This window comes from Bacillus sp. MMSF_3328, assembly GCF_030733525.1.
In the GTDB taxonomy this organism is placed as follows: Bacteria; Bacillota; Bacilli; order Bacillales; family Cytobacillaceae; genus Bacillus_AB; species Bacillus_AB infantis.
In genome coordinates this window covers 83,324-104,968 of sequence record NZ_JASHIV010000006.1, presented here as the reverse complement: position 1 = coordinate 104,968, position 21,645 = coordinate 83,324, and the positions used below count along the sequence as shown (strand labels likewise).

The window sequence follows — 21,645 nt, the reverse complement described above, 5'->3', positions numbered from 1 at the left end:
AATCAACTAAAGAAAAGGACATACCCTTTGCAGGATTGTCCTTTTCATTTTTAAATATGGGGTTGAATGTGATGAATAAAGTAATGTCAAACAAGTGGATTATCGCATTATACGTTCTCCCTGCACTCCTTCTGATTGGTATCCTCATCTTCATCCCTCTGATCTTGACCGGTTATTACGGCCTGATGGACTGGGATGGCATCGGAGCTATGGAGTTCATAGGGCTGGAAAACTATATCAATGCCATCCAGGATGGGAAGTTTTGGGACAGTGCCTACCATTCTTTCCTGCTGGCCGTATTTTCAACGCTGAGCCTGGTCATCTATCTGGCCATCTCAATGATATTGGCATCCCGGATCAAAGGGGCAGATTTGCTGAGAAAAATCTACCTGATCCCGATGCTGCTGTCATCTGTAGCGATCGCACAGCTGTGGATCAAGGTGTTCAACCCGACCAATGGAATGCTCAACAGCATCCTGATGGCCTTCGGTGTGGATAATCCTCCAGCATGGCTGGCAGAACCGTCAATCGTTCTTTATGCGATTTTTATTCCTATCTTGTGGCAATACGCAGGGTTTTACATTTTGATTTACTATGCAGCACTCAAGAACATTCCGGAATCATTGGTTGAGGCAGCCAGGATCGATGGGGCCACACCGCTCCAGATCGCCTGGAAAATCAAGCTTCCATTGATCATGGGTGTTGTGAAAGTAACGATTGTGCTTGCTGTAGTCGGGTCACTGAAATACTTTGACCTGATATATGTAATGACCGGCGGCGGCCCAAATGGCGCCAGCGAGGTTATGGCATCTTATATGTATAAACTGGCCTTCGCAAGCAATGACTTCGGATACGGCAGTGCCATCGGCTTCCTGCTCCTGATCATTACGCTGATTGTGACAGTGATTGTGCGCAAGGCAACAGCTACTAAAGAAGAAATTCAATATTAAGCGAGGGTTGTACAATGAAACGAGCAGGTTACTTCATACTCTATCTTTGCCTGGCCATCGTAGCCATCTTTCAGGTCTTCCCGGTCATTTGGCTGTTCCTGTTTTCTTTAAAAAATAATCAGGAAATCTTCTCAAAATCCCCTTTCTCGCTGCCAACTGAATTCAGGTGGGAAAATTACAGCAAAGTATGGGAAGGCGGCATTGGAATCTATTTCTGGAACAGCATCTGGATTACAGGCGTGGCCATCCTCTTAACCGTAATCCTGGCGAGCATGGCGACTTTTGCGATTACAAGGATGCAGTGGAGGCTGAGCAAATTGGTGCTTGGGCTATTCATGGTCGGGCTGATGATCCCGATCCATTCAGCGATCATTCCGCTGTTCAGCATGTTCTTAAATGTAAATCTGATCGACAATCCATGGTCAATCGTCATTACGTATACGGCTTATAATCTGCCGATTACGATGATGATCCTCCTCGGCTTTTATTACACTTTGCCAAGGGAAATTGAAGAAGCGGCGATTATGGACGGCTGTTCAGTCCACAGGATGTTTTTCAAGATCATCCTGCCTATGACGATCCCGATCATGTCGACCACTGTGATCATCAATATGATTTATAACTGGAATGAGTTTGTTTTCGTCAATACCTTTATCAGTTCTGATCAGTATAAAACCCTTACGGTCGGAATCCAGAATTTCATCGGCCAGTATATGACTGATTGGGGCGCAATCGGCGCGACTCTCATCATCAGTGTGCTGCCGATCCTGCTGGCATTCCTTTTCTTCAGCAATAAAGTTGTTGAAGGCATCTCTTCAAGTGCAGTTAAAGGATAAAACAAAAAGCACTTTCTCCTCAATCAGGAGAAAGTGCTTTTTGTTTGGCCTGCTTCCGCTGGATTCTATTGAAGGCATGGAGGCAGAGCCACATGATAATAAAAGCGGCTGAACTCCCGCCGAAGATAAAGGCAAGCGCCGGGGCCAGCTGAGTGATAAAGTAAAGCGAAGCAAGGCAGAGAATCATCAATACGGTGTGGAGCGGATTGACGAGCATGATCAGCAGGGCCTGTTTGATGAGCTGCCTGACATTCAAATCAAAATGAACAAATACTGGAAAAAGATAAAGAAGAAACAGCAGAAAAATCATCAGGAACGCGAGCAAAGGGACATGGGCCCAGGTGAGCACATCAAAACCGGCCTGGGTGAACCAAAGATTGAAGCCGGCCAGGGAACCGGTGATGATGATGATGAGGCCCAGGCGATTGCCCTTCCAGAAATCCTTTTTATAATATGAAAGGAAGCTGGGGAATAGGGGTGTGTCTGTTTTCCCCCTCAGCCAGTCCCTTGTGATGGCAAACATGGCGAGGGTGGAGGGAAAGAACCCAAAGAGGATGCCTCCTGCAAGAGTGAATAGTATCCATAAGAGATTCATATAAGCGAAACGGGTGATCCATTCAAATATCCGGTATAAAACGCTGCTTGCCATGGCTCAAGCCTCCAATTCTTCTTATGTAAAACCTATTATACTGGAATAAAAATCATTTCGCAGTATTATGAGGAATCTTTGTTTATTCAATAGACAAACAAATGAAATATTGATATAATTCTTTTTGAAAGCATTTACATTTTATAAAAAGATAATGAACTTTATTATGATTCTGGGAGGAACGAAAAATGGCTTATTTTAACATTGAAAAGATTAAATATGAAGGTTCAGCATCAACCAATCCATTTGCGTTTAAATTTTATAACCCGGAGGAAAAAATCGGCGGCAAAACAATGGAAGAAATCCTGCGTTTTGGTGTAGCTTACTGGCATACGTTCACAATGGACGGCTCCGATCCGTTCGGAACTGGAACAATGCTCCGTCCATGGGATAAGTTCACGGGAATGGATCTGGCAAAAGCGCGCGTTGAAGCAGCCTTTGAATTTTTTGAAAAGCTGGATGTGCCATTCTTCTGCTTCCATGATGTAGATATTGCTCCAGAAGGAAGCAGCCTGAGAGAAACCAACCAAAATTTAGATATCATCGTCAGCATGATTAAAGAGTATATGAAGGACAGCAAAACGAAGCTGCTATGGAATACGGCGAATAACTTCACGAACCCACGCTTCGTCCATGGTGCTGCAACTTCAAACAGCGCGGATATTTTCGCGTATGCAGCAGCGAAAATCAAGAAAGGCCTTGAGGTCGGAAAAGAACTCGGCGCAGAAAACTATGTGTTCTGGGGCGGCCGTGAAGGCTATGAAACTCTCTTAAACACAGACATGAAGCTTGAAATGGATAACCTTGGCCGCTTCATGCACATGGCAGTGGATTATGCGAAGGAAATCGGCTTTGACGCCCAATTCCTGATCGAGCCTAAGCCAAAAGAGCCGACAACTCATCAATACGATTTCGATGTGGCGACAGGGTATGCATTCCTGCAGCATTACGGATTGCAGGACCACTTCAAATTCAATATTGAAGCAAACCATGCAACACTGGCCGGCCATACATTCGAACATGAGCTTCACTATGCACGTGTAAACAATATGCTTGGCTCAGTAGATGCCAACCAGGGCGATCCATTGCTTGGCTGGGATACAGATGAGTTCCCGACAGACTTGTATTCTACTACACTTGCAATGATCGAAATCCTTAAAAATGGCGGACTTGGCCGCGGCGGACTCAACTTCGACGCGAAAGTGAGAAGGGGTTCATTTGAGCCTGAAGATCTGTTCCACGCCCATATCGCCGGAATGGACAGCTTTGCGGTTGGCCTGAAGGTCGCACAGAAGCTGATTGATGACAAGGTGCTGGACAATGTGGTTGAAAACCGCTATAAGAGCTATACAGAAGGCATCGGCCTTGAGATCGTTGAAGGCAGGACAGATTTCCATAAGCTTGAGGAGCATGCATTGGGCTTGGCTGAAGTGAAGCACCAGTCCGGCCGCCTCGAAAGCATCAAGGCTACGATCAATCAATATCTGTTAAGGGCTTATGCGGGAGAGTAACTCTTAGAGGGCAGGTGCACCAATGAAATATGTAATCGGCGTTGACTTAGGAACAAGCGCGGTAAAAATATTGCTGGTCGATCAAAAGGGGAATGTGGTCCAGGAGGTTTCCAAGGACTATCCCCTGATCCAGGAGAAGACCGGCTACAGCGAGCAGGATCCGAAAGAGTGGGTAGATCAGACAGCGGCAGGGCTGTCTGAACTGCTCCAAAAATTTGGCGGAAATCCGGAAGACATTGAGGGACTCAGTTTTTCCGGGCAGATGCACGGCCTTGTCCTTCTGGATGAGAACAATGAAGTGCTTCGCAATGCCATTCTTTGGAATGATACAAGGACGACGGCACAGTGCCGTGAGATCTACGATCGGGTCGGCGAAGAGAGGCTGCTTGAGATTACGAAGAATCCGGCACTGGAAGGTTTTACTTTGCCGAAACTGCTTTGGGTGAAAGAGCATGAGCCGGAGATCTATGAAAAGGCGAAAACCTTTGTCCTTCCGAAGGATTATGTAAGGTTCAAGCTGACCGATGAGCTGCAGATGGAATATTCCGATGCAGCGGGGACTTTGTTATTGGACATTGCGAAAAAAGAATGGAGCAGCGAGATCTGCGATATTCTCGATATTGACACAGCACTTTGCCCGCCATTGGTGGGATCTCATAAAAAGACGGGGAATATCACTCCTGAGTTCTCAGCAGCGACCGGCCTTCCGGCTTCTGTCCAGGTATTTGCCGGCGGTGCCGACAATGCCTGCGGAGCGATCGGCTCCGGTATCCTTGAGGAGGGGAAAACCCTTTGCAGCATCGGTACCTCTGGTGTGGTCCTTTCTTATGAAAGCAGCAGCGATAAAGATTTCGGTGGAAAAGTCCATTATTTCAATCATGGGGCCGAGGACGTTTTTTACACGATGGGAGTCACCCTTGCAGCAGGCCACAGCCTGAGCTGGTTCCGGAATGTATTCGCAGCGGAAGAGAGCTTTGAGGAACTGCTGGCTGAAGCAGGAACGGTTCCGCCAGGATCGAACGGACTGCTGTTCACGCCTTACATATCCGGGGAGCGCACTCCGCATGCGGACGCAAGCATACGGGCAAGCTTCATCGGGATGGACAGCTCTCATGAACGCAAGGATTTCGTCCGTGCCGTTATGGAAGGAATCACTTTCTCGCTGAACGAATCTTTGGCTATCTTCAGAGAGAATGGCAAAAAGATCGATACCATCGTATCTACCGGCGGCGGCACGAAGAATGAAGACTGGCTGCAAATGCAGGCGGATATTTTCAACAGCAAAATTGTTAAGCTTTCGAGCGAGCAGGGTCCTGGCATGGGTGCCGCTATGATTGCGGCTTATGGCAGCGGGTGGTTTTCTTCTCTGAAGGAGTGCGGCGATGCATTCCTGAAGGTCGAAAAAGAATTTGTCCCTGATGCAGGAAATGTGGAGATTTACCAAGAATTATTCCTTGTATACCAGGAAGTCTACGGGCAGACAAAAGCACTTAATGAAAAGCTGCTGGCCTATCGAAAATAAACATAATGAAACCAGAAGGCTGCCTTGGAAGGATGCATCATATATGCAAAGTCCCGGGGCAGCCTTCTGGGTTTCTGTATAAAAGAAGGAGTTGGCGAAATGAAATATAATCAGCTGGGCAATACCGACTTGAAAGTAAGTGAACTGAGTTTCGGCACTTGGGCGATCGGCGGTTCATGGGGAAAGACAGATGACGGGGAAGCGCTAAAAGCCCTGGAACGGGCAATGGACGCGGGCGTTAATTTCTTTGATACGGCCGACGTGTATGGAGACGGGCATAGCGAGGAGCTTTTGGCGAAGGCCACGAAAGGGAAGGAAGATTCCATTCATATCGCTACAAAGTTCTGCCGCAGCGCTGATATTTATGATCCTGCAACCTATTCAATGGAGAGTGTCCGGTCTTTTTGTGAAAATAGCTTGAAAAGGCTGGATAGGGAGGCAATCGACCTTTATCAGATCCATTGTCCGCCTATGGAAATTCTTAAAGATGGCAGTGTTTTCGAAGTGCTTGAGCAGCTGAAGCAGGAAGGGAAGATCCGCTATTATGGCGTCAGTGTGGAAACGGTCGAGGAAGGGATCTTCTGCCTGGAGAATACAAAGGCAAGCGCGCTGCAGGTCATTTTCAACCTGTTAAGGCAAAAGCCGCTGGATGAGCTTTTCCCAATGGCGATGGAAAAGAAGGTAGGGATTCTTGCGCGTGTACCTCTGGCTAGCGGGCTTCTGACAGGAAAATTCTCAAAGGATACCACGTTTGAGCAAGATGACCACCGCAACTTCAACCGCAACGGGGAAGCCTTTAATGTCGGCGAAACATTCGGCGGACTTGATTTCGAAAAAGGCGTGGAGCTGAGCGAGCAGGTGAAGTGGATGGAAGAAGGCAGGGGAAGCATGGCAGGAGCGGCCATCAAATGGATTCTTCAGCAGCCGGAGGTGAGCACAGTCATCCCGGGCTTCCGGAATGTGAAGCAGGTGGAGAGCAATCTCGAAGCACTGGATGCAAAGCCGTTCAGTGAAGAAGAACTGCAGAAGTTGAAGGACTTTTATCAGAAGGAAGTGCATGCCCATATCCGGGGCGTTTATTAATAGGCAAGGCCTCCAGCTCTGGCTGGAGGCCTTTTTTGTTTGGGGACAGGTTTACTGTCCCGTTATATAGCTTACATTGCTTTAGAACGCTTTGTTTCGGCAGGCGCCTTCCACAGGCTTTCCATCTGCTCCAGGGATTTGCCTTTCGTTTCAGGCACATACTTCCAGACGAAGATGGCGGAAAGGACGCTCATCAGGCCATAAATGCCGTAGGTCATGCCGCCGCTGAATTCCATCATCATCGGGTAGGTGGAGGAGACCAGATAGTTGGCACCCCATTGGGCGGCAACAGCAATCGCCACAGCCTGTCCGCGTATGCGGTTCGGGAAGATCTCGGAAATCAGCACCCAGCAGATCGGCCCCCAGGACATCATGAAGGAAGCGGTATACACGATGATGAATAAGAGCGTGCTGATGCCGATGATATTGGCAAAAGCAAGGCCCGCGACACCGAACATGCCGACTGCCATTCCGATCGAGCCGATGATGAGGAGCGGCTTGCGTCCCCATTTATCCACAGTCATGATGGCGATGACTGTGAAAACGACGTTGACCAGTCCCATGACGATTGTCTGCAGCATGGAAGCATCCTTTGCAGCGCCCATGCTTTCAAAAATGCGCGGAGCGTAATAGAGAGCCACATTGATGCCGACAAACTGCTGGAAAACGGATAGCAGGATGCCGATGACAATCACTTTTTTTCCAAAAGCAAAGGTGGACATTTTCTCAGCTGTTGTATTCATGGAACCCTTGATGTCGCTAAGAATCTGTTTGGCGCTTGCCGGGCCGTTGATTTTTGAAAGAATCCTCAATGCGCTTTCGTCCTGATTCTTCAGAGACAGATAGCGGGGTGTCTCCGGCACGAAGAAAAGAAAAATGAAGAACAGCAGGGCCGGGATGGCTTCAGAAAGAAACATAAACCTCCAGCCGGTTTCATTGATCCATTCCACTGACTGCCCGCGGGCAATGCCCCAATTGACAAAATAAACGACCAGCATGCCGAAGATGATGGCAAATTGATTGAAAGAAACCAGCCGGCCCCTGATGGCTGCCGGGGCGATTTCCCCTATGTACATCGGCACGATGGCAGAAGCGAGTCCGACGCCGATGCCGCCGATGATGCGATATAGATTGAATGTCAGCAGAAGGCCGATAGTAGGTTCACCCGCTGAGAAGAAGAGAAACTCAGGGTAAGCAGAGCCAAGTGCTGATAAAAGGAATAATACGGCTGCAATGATCAGTGATTTTTTTCGGCCAAATGCAGAAGAAAAATAACCGGAAATAATGCCGCCGATAATGCAGCCGATCAGAGCGCTGGAGATGGTGGCTCCATGAATGAATGAGCTTAAGCCCAGGCTGTCCACCAGATAGGTTTGGATCGATTTTTCAGCCCCTGATATGACAGCTGTATCATAGCCAAAGAGCAGGCCGCCAAGAGTGGCAACGAGTGTAATAGAGAAGATGTAAAGCGAACCATTATGCTGTTTCGTCATGTGTGAAGGCAGTTTTCATTATACTGGAATGATAGTTAAACGCTTACATTGTTACGGTAACTTTTGAAGCGTTTACATTTACCGGCATAAAATGAAAGGAACTGCCCATTCCCTCCCCTGCTGATAATTTTTTTACAATAATGAATAATTGCATTATAGCAGACTATATTAAGTTTGTCTAATGAATGAACTAAGTTTCGGATAGTAGGAAGGAGCCAAGGGGTCCGCCCCCCTGGCCCACTCCCAAAAATTGAGCCAAGGGGTCAGACCCCCTGGCCCACTCGCAAAACGGAGCCAATGGACCCGGCCCCCTGGCCTACTCCCAAAACGGAGCCAAGGAACCAGACCCCCTGGCCCGGTTTTTTTAGTTACAAAATTCTCCCGCACTTTTGTAAAGTTTTATAATAGTAGCTGGTGCTTTTCTTCCATTTATGAATTCTGCTGGAGCTGCTTAAGAGGGGGAATTTGCGTGGCTATTACGTTTACGATGCTGTTTTTGGGGATTTTGCTTGGTTTTATCGGGGCCGGGGGATCCGGTTTTATTATTGCGCTATTGACGGTGGTGTTCGGGGTGCCGATCCATACAGCGCTTGGGACGTCGCTTGCGGCGATGGTGTTTACAACCTTGTCGGGGGCTTACAGCCATTACCGGCAGGGCAATATTGATGTGAAAATGGGACTGGCTGTCGGGTGCTTTGGAGCGGTCACTTCGTTTCTGGGCTCGGGAATCGCGGTGTGGATCCCGGTTGATTCGCTTCATTGGCTGACGGCCGGAATGCTGTTTCTTTCAGCAGTGATGCTGCTGGTCCGTTTGTTCATCGTCAGCCGGATGGAGGACAAGGGAGCAGAGCCGCAGCGCAGGCTCTTCATGAAAGCTGCATTTGTGGGCATTGTCTGCGGCTTGCTGTCAGGCACGTTCGGCATCGGCTCTGCGCCTTTCATTCAGCTTGGACTATTAGCCGTCTTAGGCCTTTCTGTGCAGAAGTCTGTCGGGACGACGATGCTGGTCATCCTGCCGATTGCACTGGCAGGCGGCATCGGCTATTATTTTGAAGGATACTTTGATATGATCCTGCTCCTGCAGGTGCTGGCTGGAACGATGATCGGTTCTTACCTCGGAGCGCGGTTCACCAATTATGTGCCGCTTCCGGTTTTAAAAAGTGCAATGGTGCTGACGCCGATTATGGCCGGATTCATCCTTCTGTTCTAAAATAGGAAAAGACAGACTGCAAGGTACTTCCTCAGGGGAGGGCCCTGCGGTCTTTTGTCATTAGTTTGTGTGGATAAGGGTATTGAGGAGAATACTTTAAATAAATCTATGGCTGGAGGAAACTATGAAGAAGGGCCGCTGGAGCTTGCAAGCCATCATTATTATATTTGTTTGTGTGGTGGTCATGATTTCCCTTATGATCACCGACCTGCTGATCAGCAGCAGGGTCACCTCCAGTGTTGAGGAAACTCAGGAGGATAAAGCTTTAAATGTCGCTAAAATGGTAGCGCACAGCCGGATTGTTGAAGATGCTTTGGAAGGGGATCCTGAGGGCGCAGGGGTCCGGGATTTTGCCAATGAAATGCGGAAGCTTACAAATGTCAATTTCATTGTAGTAATGGATATGAAGGGCTACCGCTTGTCACATCCGGAGTCATCTGAGATAGGAAAGCACTTCAGGGGCGGGGATGAAGGCCCTGTCCTAAAGGGGGAAGAGTATGTTTCCTATTCCAAAGGGATACTCGGCCCATCAATGCGGGCATTCACTCCTGTAACTGGCAGCACAGGAGAGCAGATAGGGGCTGTGGCAGTCGGGATTTCTCTTGAGACGGTAACGAAGGCTGTCCATAAGAGCCAGAACGCAATCTACATCGGCACACTGATCGGCATACTGGTGGGGATTATCGGTGCGGTTATACTAGCCAGGTACATTAAAAAAATACTGCTGGGACTGGAACCTTCCGCGATTGCCAAGGTGCTCGAGGAGCGGAGCGCAATGCTGCAGTCTGTGCGTGAAGGGATCATTGCCGTCGACCAGACCGGGAAGATCACACTCGTAAACCGGGCGGCAAGGAAGCTTTTTCAAAAGGCCGGCATTGAAAAGGATCCGGTTGGGTTACAGATTGAGGATTATCTGCCGGAAACCCGCCTGAAGGATGTACTGACAACAGGAAAAATTCATCTTGACCAGGAGCAGAGCTTCCATGGGGTAACCATCCTTGTCAACCGTGTGCCTGTGGTGGTGGATAATCAGCTCGTCGGCGCCATTGCGACCTTCCGGGATAAGACGGAGGTCCAGCTGCTTGCCGAACAGCTTACAGGTGTCCGCAATTATGCAGATGCTTTGAGGGCACAGGCCCACGAGTTCATGAACAAGCTTCATGTTATCCTGGGGATGGTCCATACCGAGCAGTACGAGCATCTTGCCAGGTATGTGAACGAGACGGTCAATCACCGGGAGAATGAAATGGGCTTTGTAACAAAGAAGATCCATGACCCGGTCCTGGCCGGTTTTCTCATCGGCAAGCTGAGCAATGCCCGGGAATCAGGGGCGGTGCTGTCGTTTGACTGTGCCGATAATCTGCCAAAGCCGGCGGACCCGGAAATCACCCATGATCTGATCACGATCATCGGCAACTTAATCGATAATGCATTGGAAGCTGTATCAGGAAGGCCGGTCAAAAAAGTGGAGTTAATGCTGGATTATGCCGAGGAAATTTTAACAATAGAAGTAAGAGATACAGGAAGCGGTATGACAAAGGAAATCCAGGATCGGATTTCCGAGAAGGGTTTTTCCACAAAAGGGAAGGACAGGGGCTTCGGGCTGTACCTGGTCACACAGGCGGCTGATAAGCTGGAGGGGGAACTGATCATTTCCTCCAAGGCAGGAAAGGGGACGCAGTTTGCCGTCTATATACCTTATAAAGCGGGGGATGATGAGACATGATCAATGTAATGATTGTTGAAGATGATCCGATGGTCGCTGAAATTAATAAACGGTATCTTGCCAAGGTAGAAGGGTTCCGGCTGGCTGCGTCGGCCAAGTCGGTCGATGAAGCGGTCAGCCTTCTGGAGAAGGAGGACATCCAGCTGATTCTCCTTGATATTTATATGCCCGGGAGGCTCGGGCTTGAACTGGTCAATTATCTAAGGAAAAATGAGCTGGAAACCGATGTGATCATCATCTCTGCCGCAAAGGATATGGACCGGATCAGGCAGGCCCTGCGTTCCGGTGTGGTGGATTATCTCATCAAGCCATTTGAATTTGAACGGTTCAATGCGGCGCTGACAGCCTATGAGCAGCAGAGCCGGTTCGCTGAAAAGAGGGAAGAGGTCACCCAGCAGGAGCTGGACAGCCACCTGCTGCGGCGCGAGGAGCCGTCGGTTGTGGAAGAGCTCCCGAAAGGACTGACAAAGGATACGCTGAAACAGGTCTGGGAAGCCGTGCAGGAGCTTAAGGAAGGACCGTTCTCCACCGACGAGATGGCCGAGGCGGTAGGCGTCTCAAGAGTATCGGCGCGGAAATACCTGAACTTTTTAAAAGAGCTTGGCATACTTGATGTGAAGGTCATCTATGGCACGATCGGCCGCCCCGTGTACCAGCATGAATATAACCCATATAAAGAGCATCTGATTAAGAACTTTCTGTAAGCAGTTTCTGAAACTGCTTACTTTTTTTAATTTCAAAAAGAATTTCTCTAATTACATAATCTATGAAAACGCTTTTAGAAAAATTAAGATGGACATGTAGAACAGATGGGAGGAAAGCTTTATGGAACCAGCTAAGAAACTGCAGCCGATTTCTGCACCAGAAGATCAAAGGGAAGAGAAAAAAGGCTTTTTTGCAAAATTGGGAAGTATAAAAGTAGGAGCAGTGCCGCTTCCGCTTTATGTTTTAATAGCACTTGTTGTATATGCTGCGGCAGCTTATGAATCACTGCCGGCTGATATGATCGGCGGATTTGCCGTCATTATGGCAATGGGAATCCTGCTTGGCGATATCGGAATGAGAATCCCGATCCTGAAGGATATCGGGGGCCCGGCGATACTATCGCTGCTCGTTCCTTCTATATTGGTATTTTTTAATATTATTAATACAACCGGAATGGATGCTGTCACCCAGCTGATGAAAACATCCAATTTCCTGTACCTGTATATTTCGATCCTGGTTGTCGGAAGTATCCTCGGTATGAACCGCAGGGTCTTGATCCAGGGGTTTACCAGAATGTTTGTGCCGCTTGTTCTGGGTACACTTGCCTCAGTTTGTGCGGGCGTTCTTGTCGGCATGCTGTTTGGATATGATGTAAAGCATACGCTGTTTTATATTGTTGTGCCGATCATTGCCGGAGGGATTGGCGAAGGAATACTGCCGCTGTCCATCGGGTATGCCGATGTCCTTGGCCAGAGCTCAGAATCATTTGTCGGCCAGCTGATTCCTGCAGCGGTCATCGGAAATATTGCAGCAATCATCTGTGCCGGCATCCTGTCCCGCTTGGGGGAGAAAAAGCCGGAGCTTACAGGAAAAGGAGTCCTGGTCAAATCGAAGGGCGGAGACGGGATCACAGAATCTTCGACAATCAACAAACCTGTCGAGTTCCCGCTAATGGGGGCAGGGCTCCTGATTGCCTGCAGCTTCTTCATTATCGGAGGGCTTGGCCACCATGTCCTTGGCATCCCGGGTCCTGTCCTGATGATTTTTGCGGCTGCCCTTGTTAAATGCCTGCAGCTTATGCCGGCCAAAATGGAGCAGGGTGCCTTCCACCTTTATAAATTCGTTTCATCCAGCCTCACATGGCCATTGATGGTCGGCCTTGGAATGCTGTATATCCCACTTGAGGATGTTGTGAAAATCGTAACGCCTTCTTATATTGCAGTTTGTGTGGCTGTTGTTCTGGCCATGGTCATCACAGGCTACTTTACAGGAAAACTGATGAAAATGTATCCTGTTGATGCCGCAATCGTTACAGGCTGCCACAGCGGCCTTGGCGGAACAGGCGACGTTGCCATCCTTTCAGCTTCCAACCGCATGTCCCTGATGCCGTTCGCACAGGTTTCCACAAGAATCGGCGGCGCATCAACAGTCATCCTTGCCATTCTGTTAATGAAGATCTTGAACTGAACCGGGTCCGGGACTGGGCTGAGGGGGCTGGGCCAAGGGCAGGGCCAAGGGGACAGGGCCAAGGGGACAGACCCCCTGGCCCGAAAACTGCGCCAAGGGGACAGACCCCCTGGCTCGAAAGCTGGGCCAAGGGGACAGACCCCCTGGCTCGAAAACCGCGCCAAGGGGACAGACCCCCTGGCCCGAAAACTGCGCCAAGGGGACAGACCCCCTGGCTCGAAAACTGGGCCAAGGGACCTGACCCCCTGGCCCGCGAATTGACAGAAAAGCTGGAATAGTATTTAATGGATTCTGGTATAGGCGGGCGGCATGTGATGCTGCTTGCTTTTTTAAATAATTTTAGTTAAATAACCTGGAGATAATGGGTAAAGGCTACTAACATGGAATAGTACGGAAATTGACTCCAATTGAAAGGAAGAACTATGATCTATGACTGCTTCAGATGGTGCAAAAAACGTAATTTACACAGATTTGAGAGGAAAAGAGCTTCTATCAAATCCTTATTTGAATAAAGGTGTCGCATTTACAAAAGAAGAGAGGGATGATCTGGGGCTTCAGGGCTTGCTGCCAACCCAGGTGCTGACTCTTGATGAACAGGCAACACGTGCGTATGAGCAGTTCTCCAGACGGACAAACAATATGTTCAAAAACGGAGTGCTCTATGATTTATATAATCGTAATGTCGTCCTGTTCTACCGTCTCCTCAGGGATCACTTGAACGAGATGCTTCCAATTATCTATACACCGACTGTGGGTGAGGCGATCCAGCGCTATTCCCATGAATATCATCGTCCGGGCGGCCTCTATTTGACCATTGAAGATCCGGAGGAAATGGACAAGGCATTCGAAAACCTGAATAAGCCCCATGAAGGAATCGATCTGATTGTTGTGACGGATTCTGAGAGTATCCTGGGAATCGGCGACCAGGGCGTCGGCGGGATCAATATCGCGATTGGCAAGCTGGCAGTTTACACAGCGGCAGCCGGCATTGATCCAAGCCGTGTGCTTCCGGTTGTGCTTGATGTAGGGACCAATAATGAGGACCTGATCAATGATCCTTTATATATCGGAAATAAATTCCCGCGCGTCCGCGGTGAGCGCTATGAGCAGTTTGTCGACCAGTTTGTTGTAACGGCGCGCAAATTTTTCCCGAATGTTCTTCTTCACTGGGAAGATCTTGGCAATGTGAACGCACGGAACATCATGGAAAAGTACGGCAATGAAATCCTGACTTTCAATGACGATATCCAGGGAACAGGGGCTGTTACACTGGCTGCCGTCATGTCTGCCCTGAAGGTGACAGGCGGATCCTTGAAAGACCAGCGCATCCTTGTTTTTGGACCTGGGGCGGCAGGTATCGGAAACGCAGACCAGATGGCAGAAACGATGATCCTTGAAGGTCTTGACCGTGAAGAAGCATATGACCGGTTCTGGGCATTTGACTATCGCGGACTGCTGACGGAAGAAACGCCTGATGTCCTGAAATTCCAAAAGCCTTATGTACGCAGTGCAGAGGAAGTCAAGGATTGGGAAAGAGACGGAGCGGACACGATTCCGTTATTGGAAGTGGTGAAGCGGGTAAAGCCGACGATCCTGATCGGCACCTCCGGCCAGGCCGGCGCCTTCACAGAGGAAATCGTAAGGGAGATGGCCAAGCACGTTGAAAGACCGATCATCATGCCAATGTCCAACCCGACACTCCTAGCTGAAGCGGTGCCTGAGGATCTTTTCAACTGGACAGACGGCAAGGCGCTCATTGCCACAGGAAGCCCGTTTGCGGATGTAGAGTATAACGGAATCAGCCATGAAATCGGCCAGTCCAATAACGCATTTGTTTTCCCTGGCCTCGGCCTCGGAGCGATTGTCGCCAAAGCTGAAATCATTTCAAAAGGCATGTTCGCTGCTGCAGCCAATGCAGTTGCCGAGAAATCAGACAGCAGCACGCCTGGTGCTTCCCTGCTGCCGGCCATCACCAAACTGGCTGACGTCTCAAGGCATGTTGCCATCGAAGTAGCCAAGGCTGCCGTCCAGGAAGGCATTGCCAAAGCGGAGTTCGACGATATTGAACAAGCTGTAGACGATGCTATGTGGAAGCCTGAATATAAACAAATTAAGAGTAAATAGTGGTACAAGGGGGGACAGGTTATGCTGTCCCTCTTTTTTGGGATTAGGGCGGTGCTCTATGTACTGATCGGACACTGTATTGGCCTAATGCGGGACAGTCATGAAAAAAAGGTTTTCTATCAGGATAAATGTGACAGCAGCCTGTGTCCCTGCGGCCCCTTTCATGATATAATAGATTCAACTTTTAACAGAAATGGAGGTTTTCTTTGTGGCAGCCAGCATCAGACTACGTTTTTTCCCAGCTTTGAATCGTTAATTAAATACGTTCAAGGGCTCTGCCTGTGTGCAGGGTAAATGGGATTGGTCTGCCTATTTTTAAGAAAACCTTATTTTACGTTTGATTGTATAAGGAAAGGGAGGACGAGTCTGTCCTCTTTTTTTGCTGTCTTTTTTCATGGCCTTTTGAGTTTTGTCTTCTCTATGGCATTTCTTTTTTAGGACAGACATAACTATATTTTCCATTTACTTTAAACACAGGCGGCCAGTCTGTGTTTTTTTAGTACAAAATAGCATTAAAGGAGAATGGACTATGAGTATGGCAAAAGAAAAGGTATTGGGAATTGCAAGAAAAAATGGTATTGAAGCTAAAGAAGAGCCGCTGGAATTCAATGAGTCGGGGCTTGATTTCCTGGTTGTATTTGTGGAAGATGTCAAGGGAGAGAGATGGGTGCTCCGTTTCCCCAGGAGGGGGGATGTAATACCGTCAACTGCGAAGGAAAAGAGGACACTTGAGCTGGTCGGCTCCTATATCCTGATCCAGACTCCGGATTGGCTTGTATATAACGAGGAACTGATTGCCTATAAAAAGCTGGATGGCGTTCCTGCAGGCACCATTGATCATGAAGCTAAAGCCTATAAATGGGAGCTGGACGTGAATGATTTGCCAGAGAAGTATATAGAGAGTCTGGCAAAAGCCATGGTTTCCCTCCATAAGATTGGGAAGGACGAAGCTGAGGGAGCGAAACTGCCAGTTGAGAGTGCAGAAACGGCGAGAGCCAGTATGATGCTGAGAATGGAAAAAGTGAAGGAAAAGTTTGAAGTACATGACGCCTTGTGGAAAAGGTGGCAGACGTGGGTGCACGATAGCTCGATGTGGCCCAAACAGACTGGTCTGGTGCATGGGGATCTGCATCCCGGGCATATCCTGATCGACGAGGACTCACGGGTGACTGGTTTTATCGACTGGACAGAAGCGTCAGTAACTGATATAGCCAATGATTTCGTAGGGCATTACCGTACATTTGGCAAAAAAGAGCTGGAACGGCTAATCGGCTGCTACAGTGCTGCCGGGGGGTACGTGTGGCCAAACATGGCCAAGCATGTCATGGAGCTTGAAGCAGCCTATCCTGTAGCCATTGCCGAATTCGCCTTGAAATCCGGCCTGGAAGAATATATGGAAATGGCGAAACAGATTCTAAGCCAGGAAAACTTATAAATGCAGCGGGACAGGGGAAGTGCACCTTGTCCCGCTTTTTATTATGGAACATTGTGCATGACCTGCCCCTCAAGATCAATTGCCTATTCTGCCTCATTTCCTGCACTTGCAGGATTTGAACCTTCATCACCAGCAGTGAGCGTGTCCCACGATTGGCTGCTGCCGCCCAAAACCGCCTCGCTGATTGGATGTGTATATCTGTTTCTCACCTCAAGCAGATCATCATGGCGGAAGAACATGGTCGGTTCATTCATTTCATCAGCAAGCCTTTGTCCTACAAAGGAAAGCTCCAGTTTTACCGCCTGAAGCTCCACATCACCGACTGCGAAGAAGCGGAGCTGGTCACCGGCATTTCCTCCTATGTCCGGGTCTAAAAAACCGAATGTCCTGTTTCGGCAGCTGCCTGCCGGGATGACAAATACAGCGTCTGGAAAGAGGGTTGATTCGCCAACACCGTCCTCGTCTAATGAACAGACTTCCGCAAACAGCTGAATCCTATAATCTCGGTTAGTCGGATTGGAGATGGAAACTCTTACAACGTCAGGCGGACCTCCTGCTGGATCCCCTGAGATTTGGCCTGGAATTTTCATCGGTCCTGTCGTCAAAATATTAAATCGCATTCATTTCACTCCCTTCATAATCAATATATGAAAAGCAGGAAGAAACGAATGGACAAACCTCCTGGAGCTGCAGACTATTTTAGGGCGGAGGAAAGGTCTTTTGCCGGCGGGGCAGGAGCTTTGTTTTGTGCCGAAAAGACTGGACTTTTTTCCATTTGTTTGTAAGATAAAGAAAGAAGTTTATAAAGCAGAACTGCACTGCGACTTAAAGGGGAAGCGGATTTGAGAAAGTATAATTCATATATGGATTTCAAACGTATGATCTATCTGTATATGATTCCTTTGATTCTGTTGGCGATGGTTAGTTATAATCTTATGGAAAATGACTCGGAAGACAATTTGGAAACATATCTGACAAGGATTTTGATAGCTTGGAATATCATCAGCTGGGCTGCTGTTTATAAAAGAAAGTTTTTGCGTGCTTTTGAGCTCGCTACTTTGGCGATCATCAGTGCTGCACATATAGCCATCATATATGATGGTGTTTTTAATTATATCGGAAAAGGAAAGGAAGGAGCATTTGGGGTCTCTGTCATCTGGGTTCCGGCAGTTATTTTGATTTTCTTCCTGATCTTAAGGGCAAAATGGGGCGCTGTTTATTCGCTTTTCATTTTTGTCATTATATTTGCTTTTGGACTGATGAATCTCCCTAATGCCTCTGGCGACAGCCTTGAGTCACTGGCTCAGTTTTATGTGGCCTACCTTTTTTATATACTTGTATTTTATATGGCCCTTCACCTGTTCAAGCTGTTTTCAGAGCTTGAAAGCATGAAGAGGGTCGCCTATACTGACTCGCTTACCGGCATTGCAAACCGGCTTCGAATTGATGGGTGGCTTGAAGAATGGATAAAAAAATCAGAAGGTTTTTCAGTGATCTTCTTTGATATCGACCATTTTAAATGTGTGAACGATACTTATGGGCATGATGCAGGTGATCTTGTCCTCAAACAGCTGGCTTCACTCGTCAGACAACCATTGACGGGTGCTGAGCTTTTTGGGCGCTGGGGAGGGGAAGAGTTTATCATTCTTACCCCAAAGACAGGGGAAAGTGCAGTAAACCTGGCTGAGAAACTGAGAAAGGTGATCATGGAAAGCAGCTTTCCCCCGGCAGGGAATCAGACTGCCAGCTTTGGCGTTGCCCAGTATAAAAAAGGAGATACTGTAGATTCCCTTCTCTCAAGAGCTGACCAGGGACTTTATCAATCTAAACATGAGGGGCGGAACCGGGTGACGTTTGGGGATGAGGGACAGATTTAGTATCCCTTTTTTGCTGCAGGGACAAGGTACCGGTTTCTTCGTCCGGTGCATTTTTTTAATATCATAGTTAGTAGAACAATGATGAGCAGTACCGTGCTAAAGCTGAACATATTGATATAGACAGCATTAGTGTAGATTGTCATGCCGAATGTTAACTGACTGACATCGCTGCTTTCAAAATGTGCGGAAAGAGATTTTCTGATGTGGCCCAGTCTTGATTTTCCAATATAAATAGAAATCAGCATAAGAAGGGAAACTGAGAAGAAAACAGCTGCAATCCAGCTGTTTTTAATTGTATTTGGGATAGATTGATAGATCGGCACTATGAGAAAAATAGAAAGAAGGAGCAAGAAGCCTGCAGGCAGGAGACCGATATTTCCGTTGCCGGACATAATGTCAAACCGTTTGATCGTGTAAATTTCGGTAATCATGAAAACGGTGAGATAGGAAAGGGAAAGGCCTATAATCAATATCCAAGCTTTTTTCATGGTATGCTCCTTTTGGGAATGGCTTAGATTTCTGTATAAAGACACTCTTCATTTTTTTTGAACGCAAGGACTGTTTCATCAAACTCATTAAATAGCGAAATATAGCCTTTAGCTGTCTTCAATCCTAATCCTTTTAGTGTGCTGGAGTGACCTCCTTGTGCTGTTTCAATCAAGTCTGCCCCCTCTACTGGACTGCCGGTGAAAGCAGAAGTGCCTTTTATCGCATTTTTTCGCCATTCAAGTCTTAAATCCCAGGATCCATACCATATTATACTTTCATTTACATCAATTGCATTCCAGCTTACAGCGATTTGATCTTTAAACGAACAAAACTCCAGCTGCTGTCCTCCTATTAGTAAGACGACTGGACAATCACCCCAAAATTCACCGCTCGACACTTCGTGGACAGTCCACATCCCACATAGATTTTTATTAACCATGGATCTAAGGCGATTGCCGTGATTCTTTATGAATTCCAAAGAGTCTCCGTAGAAAACTGGCTTATAGTTTTTAATGCCAAGCATGAAGAAGCCTCCTGTATTAATATTCATATTAACTTTAGCAGGAGACACTGCTTTTGGAAATGCTAATATTTCTTGTTTTTTGAGCCAAGGGACCTGTCCCCCCGGCCTCACAAAGGATTTCCTAATTGGAGTGGAGAATAGTAGTGTCAGGGACTTTGGAAAGGAGCGGGAGCGATGGCGGAGCAAAGTGTCATGGAGATTTATAAACAAAGCCTCGGAAAGTATGATTTGGAACAGCTGAGGCAAATTCCGGCTGATGGGGTGTGGTCTCTTGCGCAGATGTATGATCATGTGATTGTGGTGGCCGATGAGTATTTGGATGAAGCGGAAGCGTGCGCTGCTGCTGAGCCTGTACAGGGCAGAGGGAAAACGGAGTTTGGCGAAAAGCTGTTCAGGGAAGGAGGCTTCCCGCCTGTTAAAATCAGGCTGCCGGATGAGATGAACCAGCCGCCGGACAACTCAGGTACTTCAGCTTCCCTGCTCGAAAGGCTTGTGCAGCTGGAAAGAAGGATAAGGGAGCTGGGGGAAAAACTGGATAAGATTCAACCTGACCTTAAAACTGAGCATGGAGGCTTCGGCTGGCTGAGCGCCATGGAGTGGCACGAGCTGGCTGAAATGCATTTCCGGCATCATCTCCGGCAGAAAGGGGAGCTGGAGGAGAGGCTGGGGATTTAAGAGTATGAGTAAAAGGAGCAGTAAATAATGAACAAACTGACTTATGAAACAATAATAGCGGGATTTATGGAGATGGCTAAAAACGATGAAAAGATCCGGGCGGCGCTCATTGTAGGTTCCAGGGCAAGAACGGAGGTGCCGGCTGACGAGTATTCCGACCTTGATCTTGTGGCTATCGTGGAAAACCCGTCTGCATTTCTTGATGATACAGACTGGCTGGGGAAAATAGGGAAGCATTATCTGACATTCCTTGAGAATACTGCCGTTGGGGGAGGAAAGGAAAGAAGGGTCCTGTTTGAAGAGGGGCTTGATGTCGACTTTGCGTTTTTCCCTGTTTCCGCACTGCCGGAGCTTGAGCAGGATCCGGAGCCGCTTGGCGTATTTGCAAAGGGTGTGAGGGTACTGTTCGACAAGGACGGCACCGTCACAGCCCTGGTTCATCAGGCGCCCAAAAATCTGCCTGCCCCTCAGATGCCTGGTTCAGAGGAGATAAGAAATGCTATCCATGATTTCTGGTACCATGCTGTATTGGCTGCAAAGAAAATCAGGCGGGGAGAGCTGCTTGACGCAAAATCGATTTGCGACTCTTATATGAAGCATTTGCTCATGCAGCTGGTACGGACGCAGACCAAGCTTAATAAAGGCCTTGCTTTTGACACCTGGCACGGTAACCGCTTTTTTGAAAAATGGGCTGATCCTGAAACAGTGTCCGCCTATAAAAACCTTTATGGAGTTTATGAAGAAGAGGATGTCTGGAGGGCCCTGCATAATACGATGAGCTTTTTCAGAGAAACTGCCAAAGATGTTTGTGTAAAAATGGATCTTCACTATCCTGAAGAAGGGGATGCATATGCAGCAGGGCTGGTGGAGTCTCTTTATAGCCAGGAGCAGCGGCCAGTGTGAGGCTCGATAAATTCCTTCTATAACTTGTCCGCAATATAGACAGAAGGAGTGTTAAAGGCAGTATCATCCGTACCATCATTGGTTTCCATATAACTGAAAAACAAATTCATCACAACAAACAAAATAATGACCAGAGCCAAAACACCAACAAAGATGAATACGGCTACTTTTTTTCCAGACATCAGGTGTCCTCCTTTTCCTTATTTTTACGTATTATATCACAATGTTCCGCCATTTTGTGGTATACTAATATCCAACTAAGTGCGAAAGGAATGATGGGTGGACGATGGATAACTGATCTTATTTTTTCTTGATTGAAATAGCATATTTCAATTCACACAAAAAATAGGATTAGTCTGCCCATTTTTCACTTATACATCATTCAGCCATTATGATAATGGTTTATTTGCTGATGCAAAGGTACGGCTAATCCTTCCAATTCAATTGGGAGGATTTTTTTGGTTCTC

General features: G+C 47.8%; 20 protein-coding genes. 14 read left to right on the top strand and 6 right to left on the bottom strand.

Features of this window, described 5'->3' with window-relative positions; all coding sequences use genetic code 11:
- Positions 1 to 71 precede the first annotated feature (71 nt).
- Together RBB45_RS12385 and RBB45_RS12380 are read left to right on the top strand one after the other, a co-directional pair.
- Entirely contained in the window at positions 72 to 950 is an 879-nt protein-coding gene (locus RBB45_RS12385) for a carbohydrate ABC transporter permease (RefSeq protein WP_022543454.1), read from the top strand.
- Between the two features lie 14 nt (positions 951 to 964).
- Positions 965 to 1,786: a carbohydrate ABC transporter permease gene (locus RBB45_RS12380; protein ID WP_129613472.1), complete on the top strand. Its 822-nt coding sequence runs from the start codon at positions 965 to 967 to the stop codon at positions 1,784 to 1,786.
- Positions 1,787 to 1,805: 19 nt separating this feature from the next.
- On the opposite strand, the gene RBB45_RS12375 is transcribed toward RBB45_RS12380, so the two are convergent.
- Positions 1,806 to 2,435: a YesL family protein gene (locus RBB45_RS12375; RefSeq protein WP_094768796.1), complete on the bottom strand. Its 630-nt coding sequence runs from the start codon at positions 2,433 to 2,435 to the stop codon at positions 1,806 to 1,808.
- A 188-nt stretch (positions 2,436 to 2,623) separates the two neighbouring features.
- Here RBB45_RS12375 and xylA point away from each other — a divergent pair, with 188 nt between their 5' ends.
- From xylA to RBB45_RS12360, 3 genes are all read left to right on the top strand, one after another.
- The gene (gene xylA, locus RBB45_RS12370; protein ID WP_306009640.1) at positions 2,624 to 3,946 is read left to right on the top strand and encodes a xylose isomerase; all 1,323 of its coding nucleotides are present in this window, start codon (positions 2,624 to 2,626) and stop codon (positions 3,944 to 3,946) included.
- Positions 3,947 to 3,968: 22 nt separating this feature from the next.
- Complete coding sequence (xylB, locus tag RBB45_RS12365; RefSeq protein WP_009791893.1) at positions 3,969 to 5,468, top strand: xylulokinase; 1,500 nt, start codon at positions 3,969 to 3,971, stop codon at positions 5,466 to 5,468.
- Between the two features lie 99 nt (positions 5,469 to 5,567).
- A complete protein-coding gene (locus RBB45_RS12360) occupies positions 5,568 to 6,551 on the top strand; it encodes an aldo/keto reductase (protein WP_306009639.1) in 984 nt (327 codons plus the stop codon).
- A 71-nt stretch (positions 6,552 to 6,622) separates the two neighbouring features.
- On the opposite strand, the gene xylE is transcribed toward RBB45_RS12360, so the two are convergent.
- Entirely contained in the window at positions 6,623 to 8,044 is a 1,422-nt protein-coding gene (gene xylE, locus RBB45_RS12355; protein WP_306009638.1) for a D-xylose transporter XylE, read from the bottom strand.
- A gap of 469 nt (positions 8,045 to 8,513) precedes the next feature.
- On the opposite strand from xylE, the gene RBB45_RS12350 reads away from it, so the two are divergent.
- The 6 genes from RBB45_RS12350 to RBB45_RS12325 all read left to right on the top strand — a co-directional run bounded on the left by RBB45_RS12350 (position 8,514) and on the right by RBB45_RS12325 (position 16,711).
- A complete protein-coding gene (locus tag RBB45_RS12350; protein ID WP_022543456.1) occupies positions 8,514 to 9,254 on the top strand; it encodes a sulfite exporter TauE/SafE family protein in 741 nt (246 codons plus the stop codon).
- A gap of 124 nt (positions 9,255 to 9,378) precedes the next feature.
- A complete protein-coding gene (gene dcuS / locus RBB45_RS12345; RefSeq protein WP_306009637.1) occupies positions 9,379 to 10,980 on the top strand; it encodes a DcuS/MalK family sensor histidine kinase in 1,602 nt (533 codons plus the stop codon).
- Positions 10,977 to 11,684 (top strand): response regulator, encoded by a 708-nt coding sequence (locus RBB45_RS12340; protein WP_306009636.1) that lies wholly within the window; start codon positions 10,977 to 10,979, stop codon positions 11,682 to 11,684. The genes dcuS and RBB45_RS12340 overlap by 4 nt, the downstream gene beginning before the upstream one ends.
- 121 nt (positions 11,685 to 11,805) lie before the next feature.
- A complete protein-coding gene (locus RBB45_RS12335) occupies positions 11,806 to 13,152 on the top strand; it encodes a 2-hydroxycarboxylate transporter family protein (RefSeq protein ID WP_101551550.1) in 1,347 nt (448 codons plus the stop codon).
- 429 nt (positions 13,153 to 13,581) lie between these two features.
- A complete protein-coding gene (locus RBB45_RS12330) occupies positions 13,582 to 15,276 on the top strand; it encodes an NAD-dependent malic enzyme (RefSeq protein WP_306009635.1) in 1,695 nt (564 codons plus the stop codon).
- A gap of 529 nt (positions 15,277 to 15,805) precedes the next feature.
- On the top strand, positions 15,806 to 16,711 hold the full coding sequence (locus RBB45_RS12325) for a macrolide 2'-phosphotransferase (RefSeq protein ID WP_371931578.1): 906 nt from the start codon (positions 15,806 to 15,808) through the stop codon (positions 16,709 to 16,711).
- 83 nt (positions 16,712 to 16,794) lie between these two features.
- Here the strand turns inward: RBB45_RS12325 and RBB45_RS12320 are convergent, their stop codons facing one another.
- The gene (locus RBB45_RS12320; protein ID WP_129613467.1) at positions 16,795 to 17,331 is read right to left on the bottom strand and encodes a hypothetical protein; all 537 of its coding nucleotides are present in this window, start codon (positions 17,329 to 17,331) and stop codon (positions 16,795 to 16,797) included.
- 222 nt (positions 17,332 to 17,553) lie between these two features.
- On the opposite strand from RBB45_RS12320, the gene RBB45_RS12315 reads away from it, so the two are divergent.
- Positions 17,554 to 18,588: a GGDEF domain-containing protein gene (locus RBB45_RS12315; RefSeq protein ID WP_224951294.1), complete on the top strand. Its 1,035-nt coding sequence runs from the start codon at positions 17,554 to 17,556 to the stop codon at positions 18,586 to 18,588.
- On the opposite strand, the gene RBB45_RS12310 is transcribed toward RBB45_RS12315, so the two are convergent.
- Together RBB45_RS12310 and RBB45_RS12305 are read right to left on the bottom strand one after the other, a co-directional pair.
- Positions 18,585 to 19,076 (bottom strand): hypothetical protein, encoded by a 492-nt coding sequence (locus RBB45_RS12310; RefSeq protein WP_306009634.1) that lies wholly within the window; start codon positions 19,074 to 19,076, stop codon positions 18,585 to 18,587. The two genes, RBB45_RS12315 and RBB45_RS12310, sit on opposite strands and share 4 nt — an antisense overlap.
- A 23-nt stretch (positions 19,077 to 19,099) precedes the next feature.
- Positions 19,100 to 19,600, bottom strand: coding sequence for a hypothetical protein (locus RBB45_RS12305; RefSeq protein ID WP_306009633.1), 501 nt, complete (start codon positions 19,598 to 19,600; stop codon positions 19,100 to 19,102).
- A 174-nt stretch (positions 19,601 to 19,774) separates the two neighbouring features.
- Here RBB45_RS12305 and RBB45_RS12300 point away from each other — a divergent pair, with 174 nt between their 5' ends.
- A complete protein-coding gene (locus tag RBB45_RS12300; protein ID WP_306009632.1) occupies positions 19,775 to 20,275 on the top strand; it encodes a DinB family protein in 501 nt (166 codons plus the stop codon).
- 27 nt (positions 20,276 to 20,302) lie between these two features.
- Positions 20,303 to 21,178 (top strand): aminoglycoside 6-adenylyltransferase, encoded by an 876-nt coding sequence (locus tag RBB45_RS12295; protein WP_094768809.1) that lies wholly within the window; start codon positions 20,303 to 20,305, stop codon positions 21,176 to 21,178.
- Between the two features lie 17 nt (positions 21,179 to 21,195).
- Here RBB45_RS12295 and RBB45_RS12290 read toward each other — a convergent pair whose 3' ends face one another.
- A complete protein-coding gene (locus RBB45_RS12290; protein ID WP_009791875.1) occupies positions 21,196 to 21,360 on the bottom strand; it encodes a hypothetical protein in 165 nt (54 codons plus the stop codon).
- Between the last annotated feature and the right edge of the window lie 285 nt (positions 21,361 to 21,645).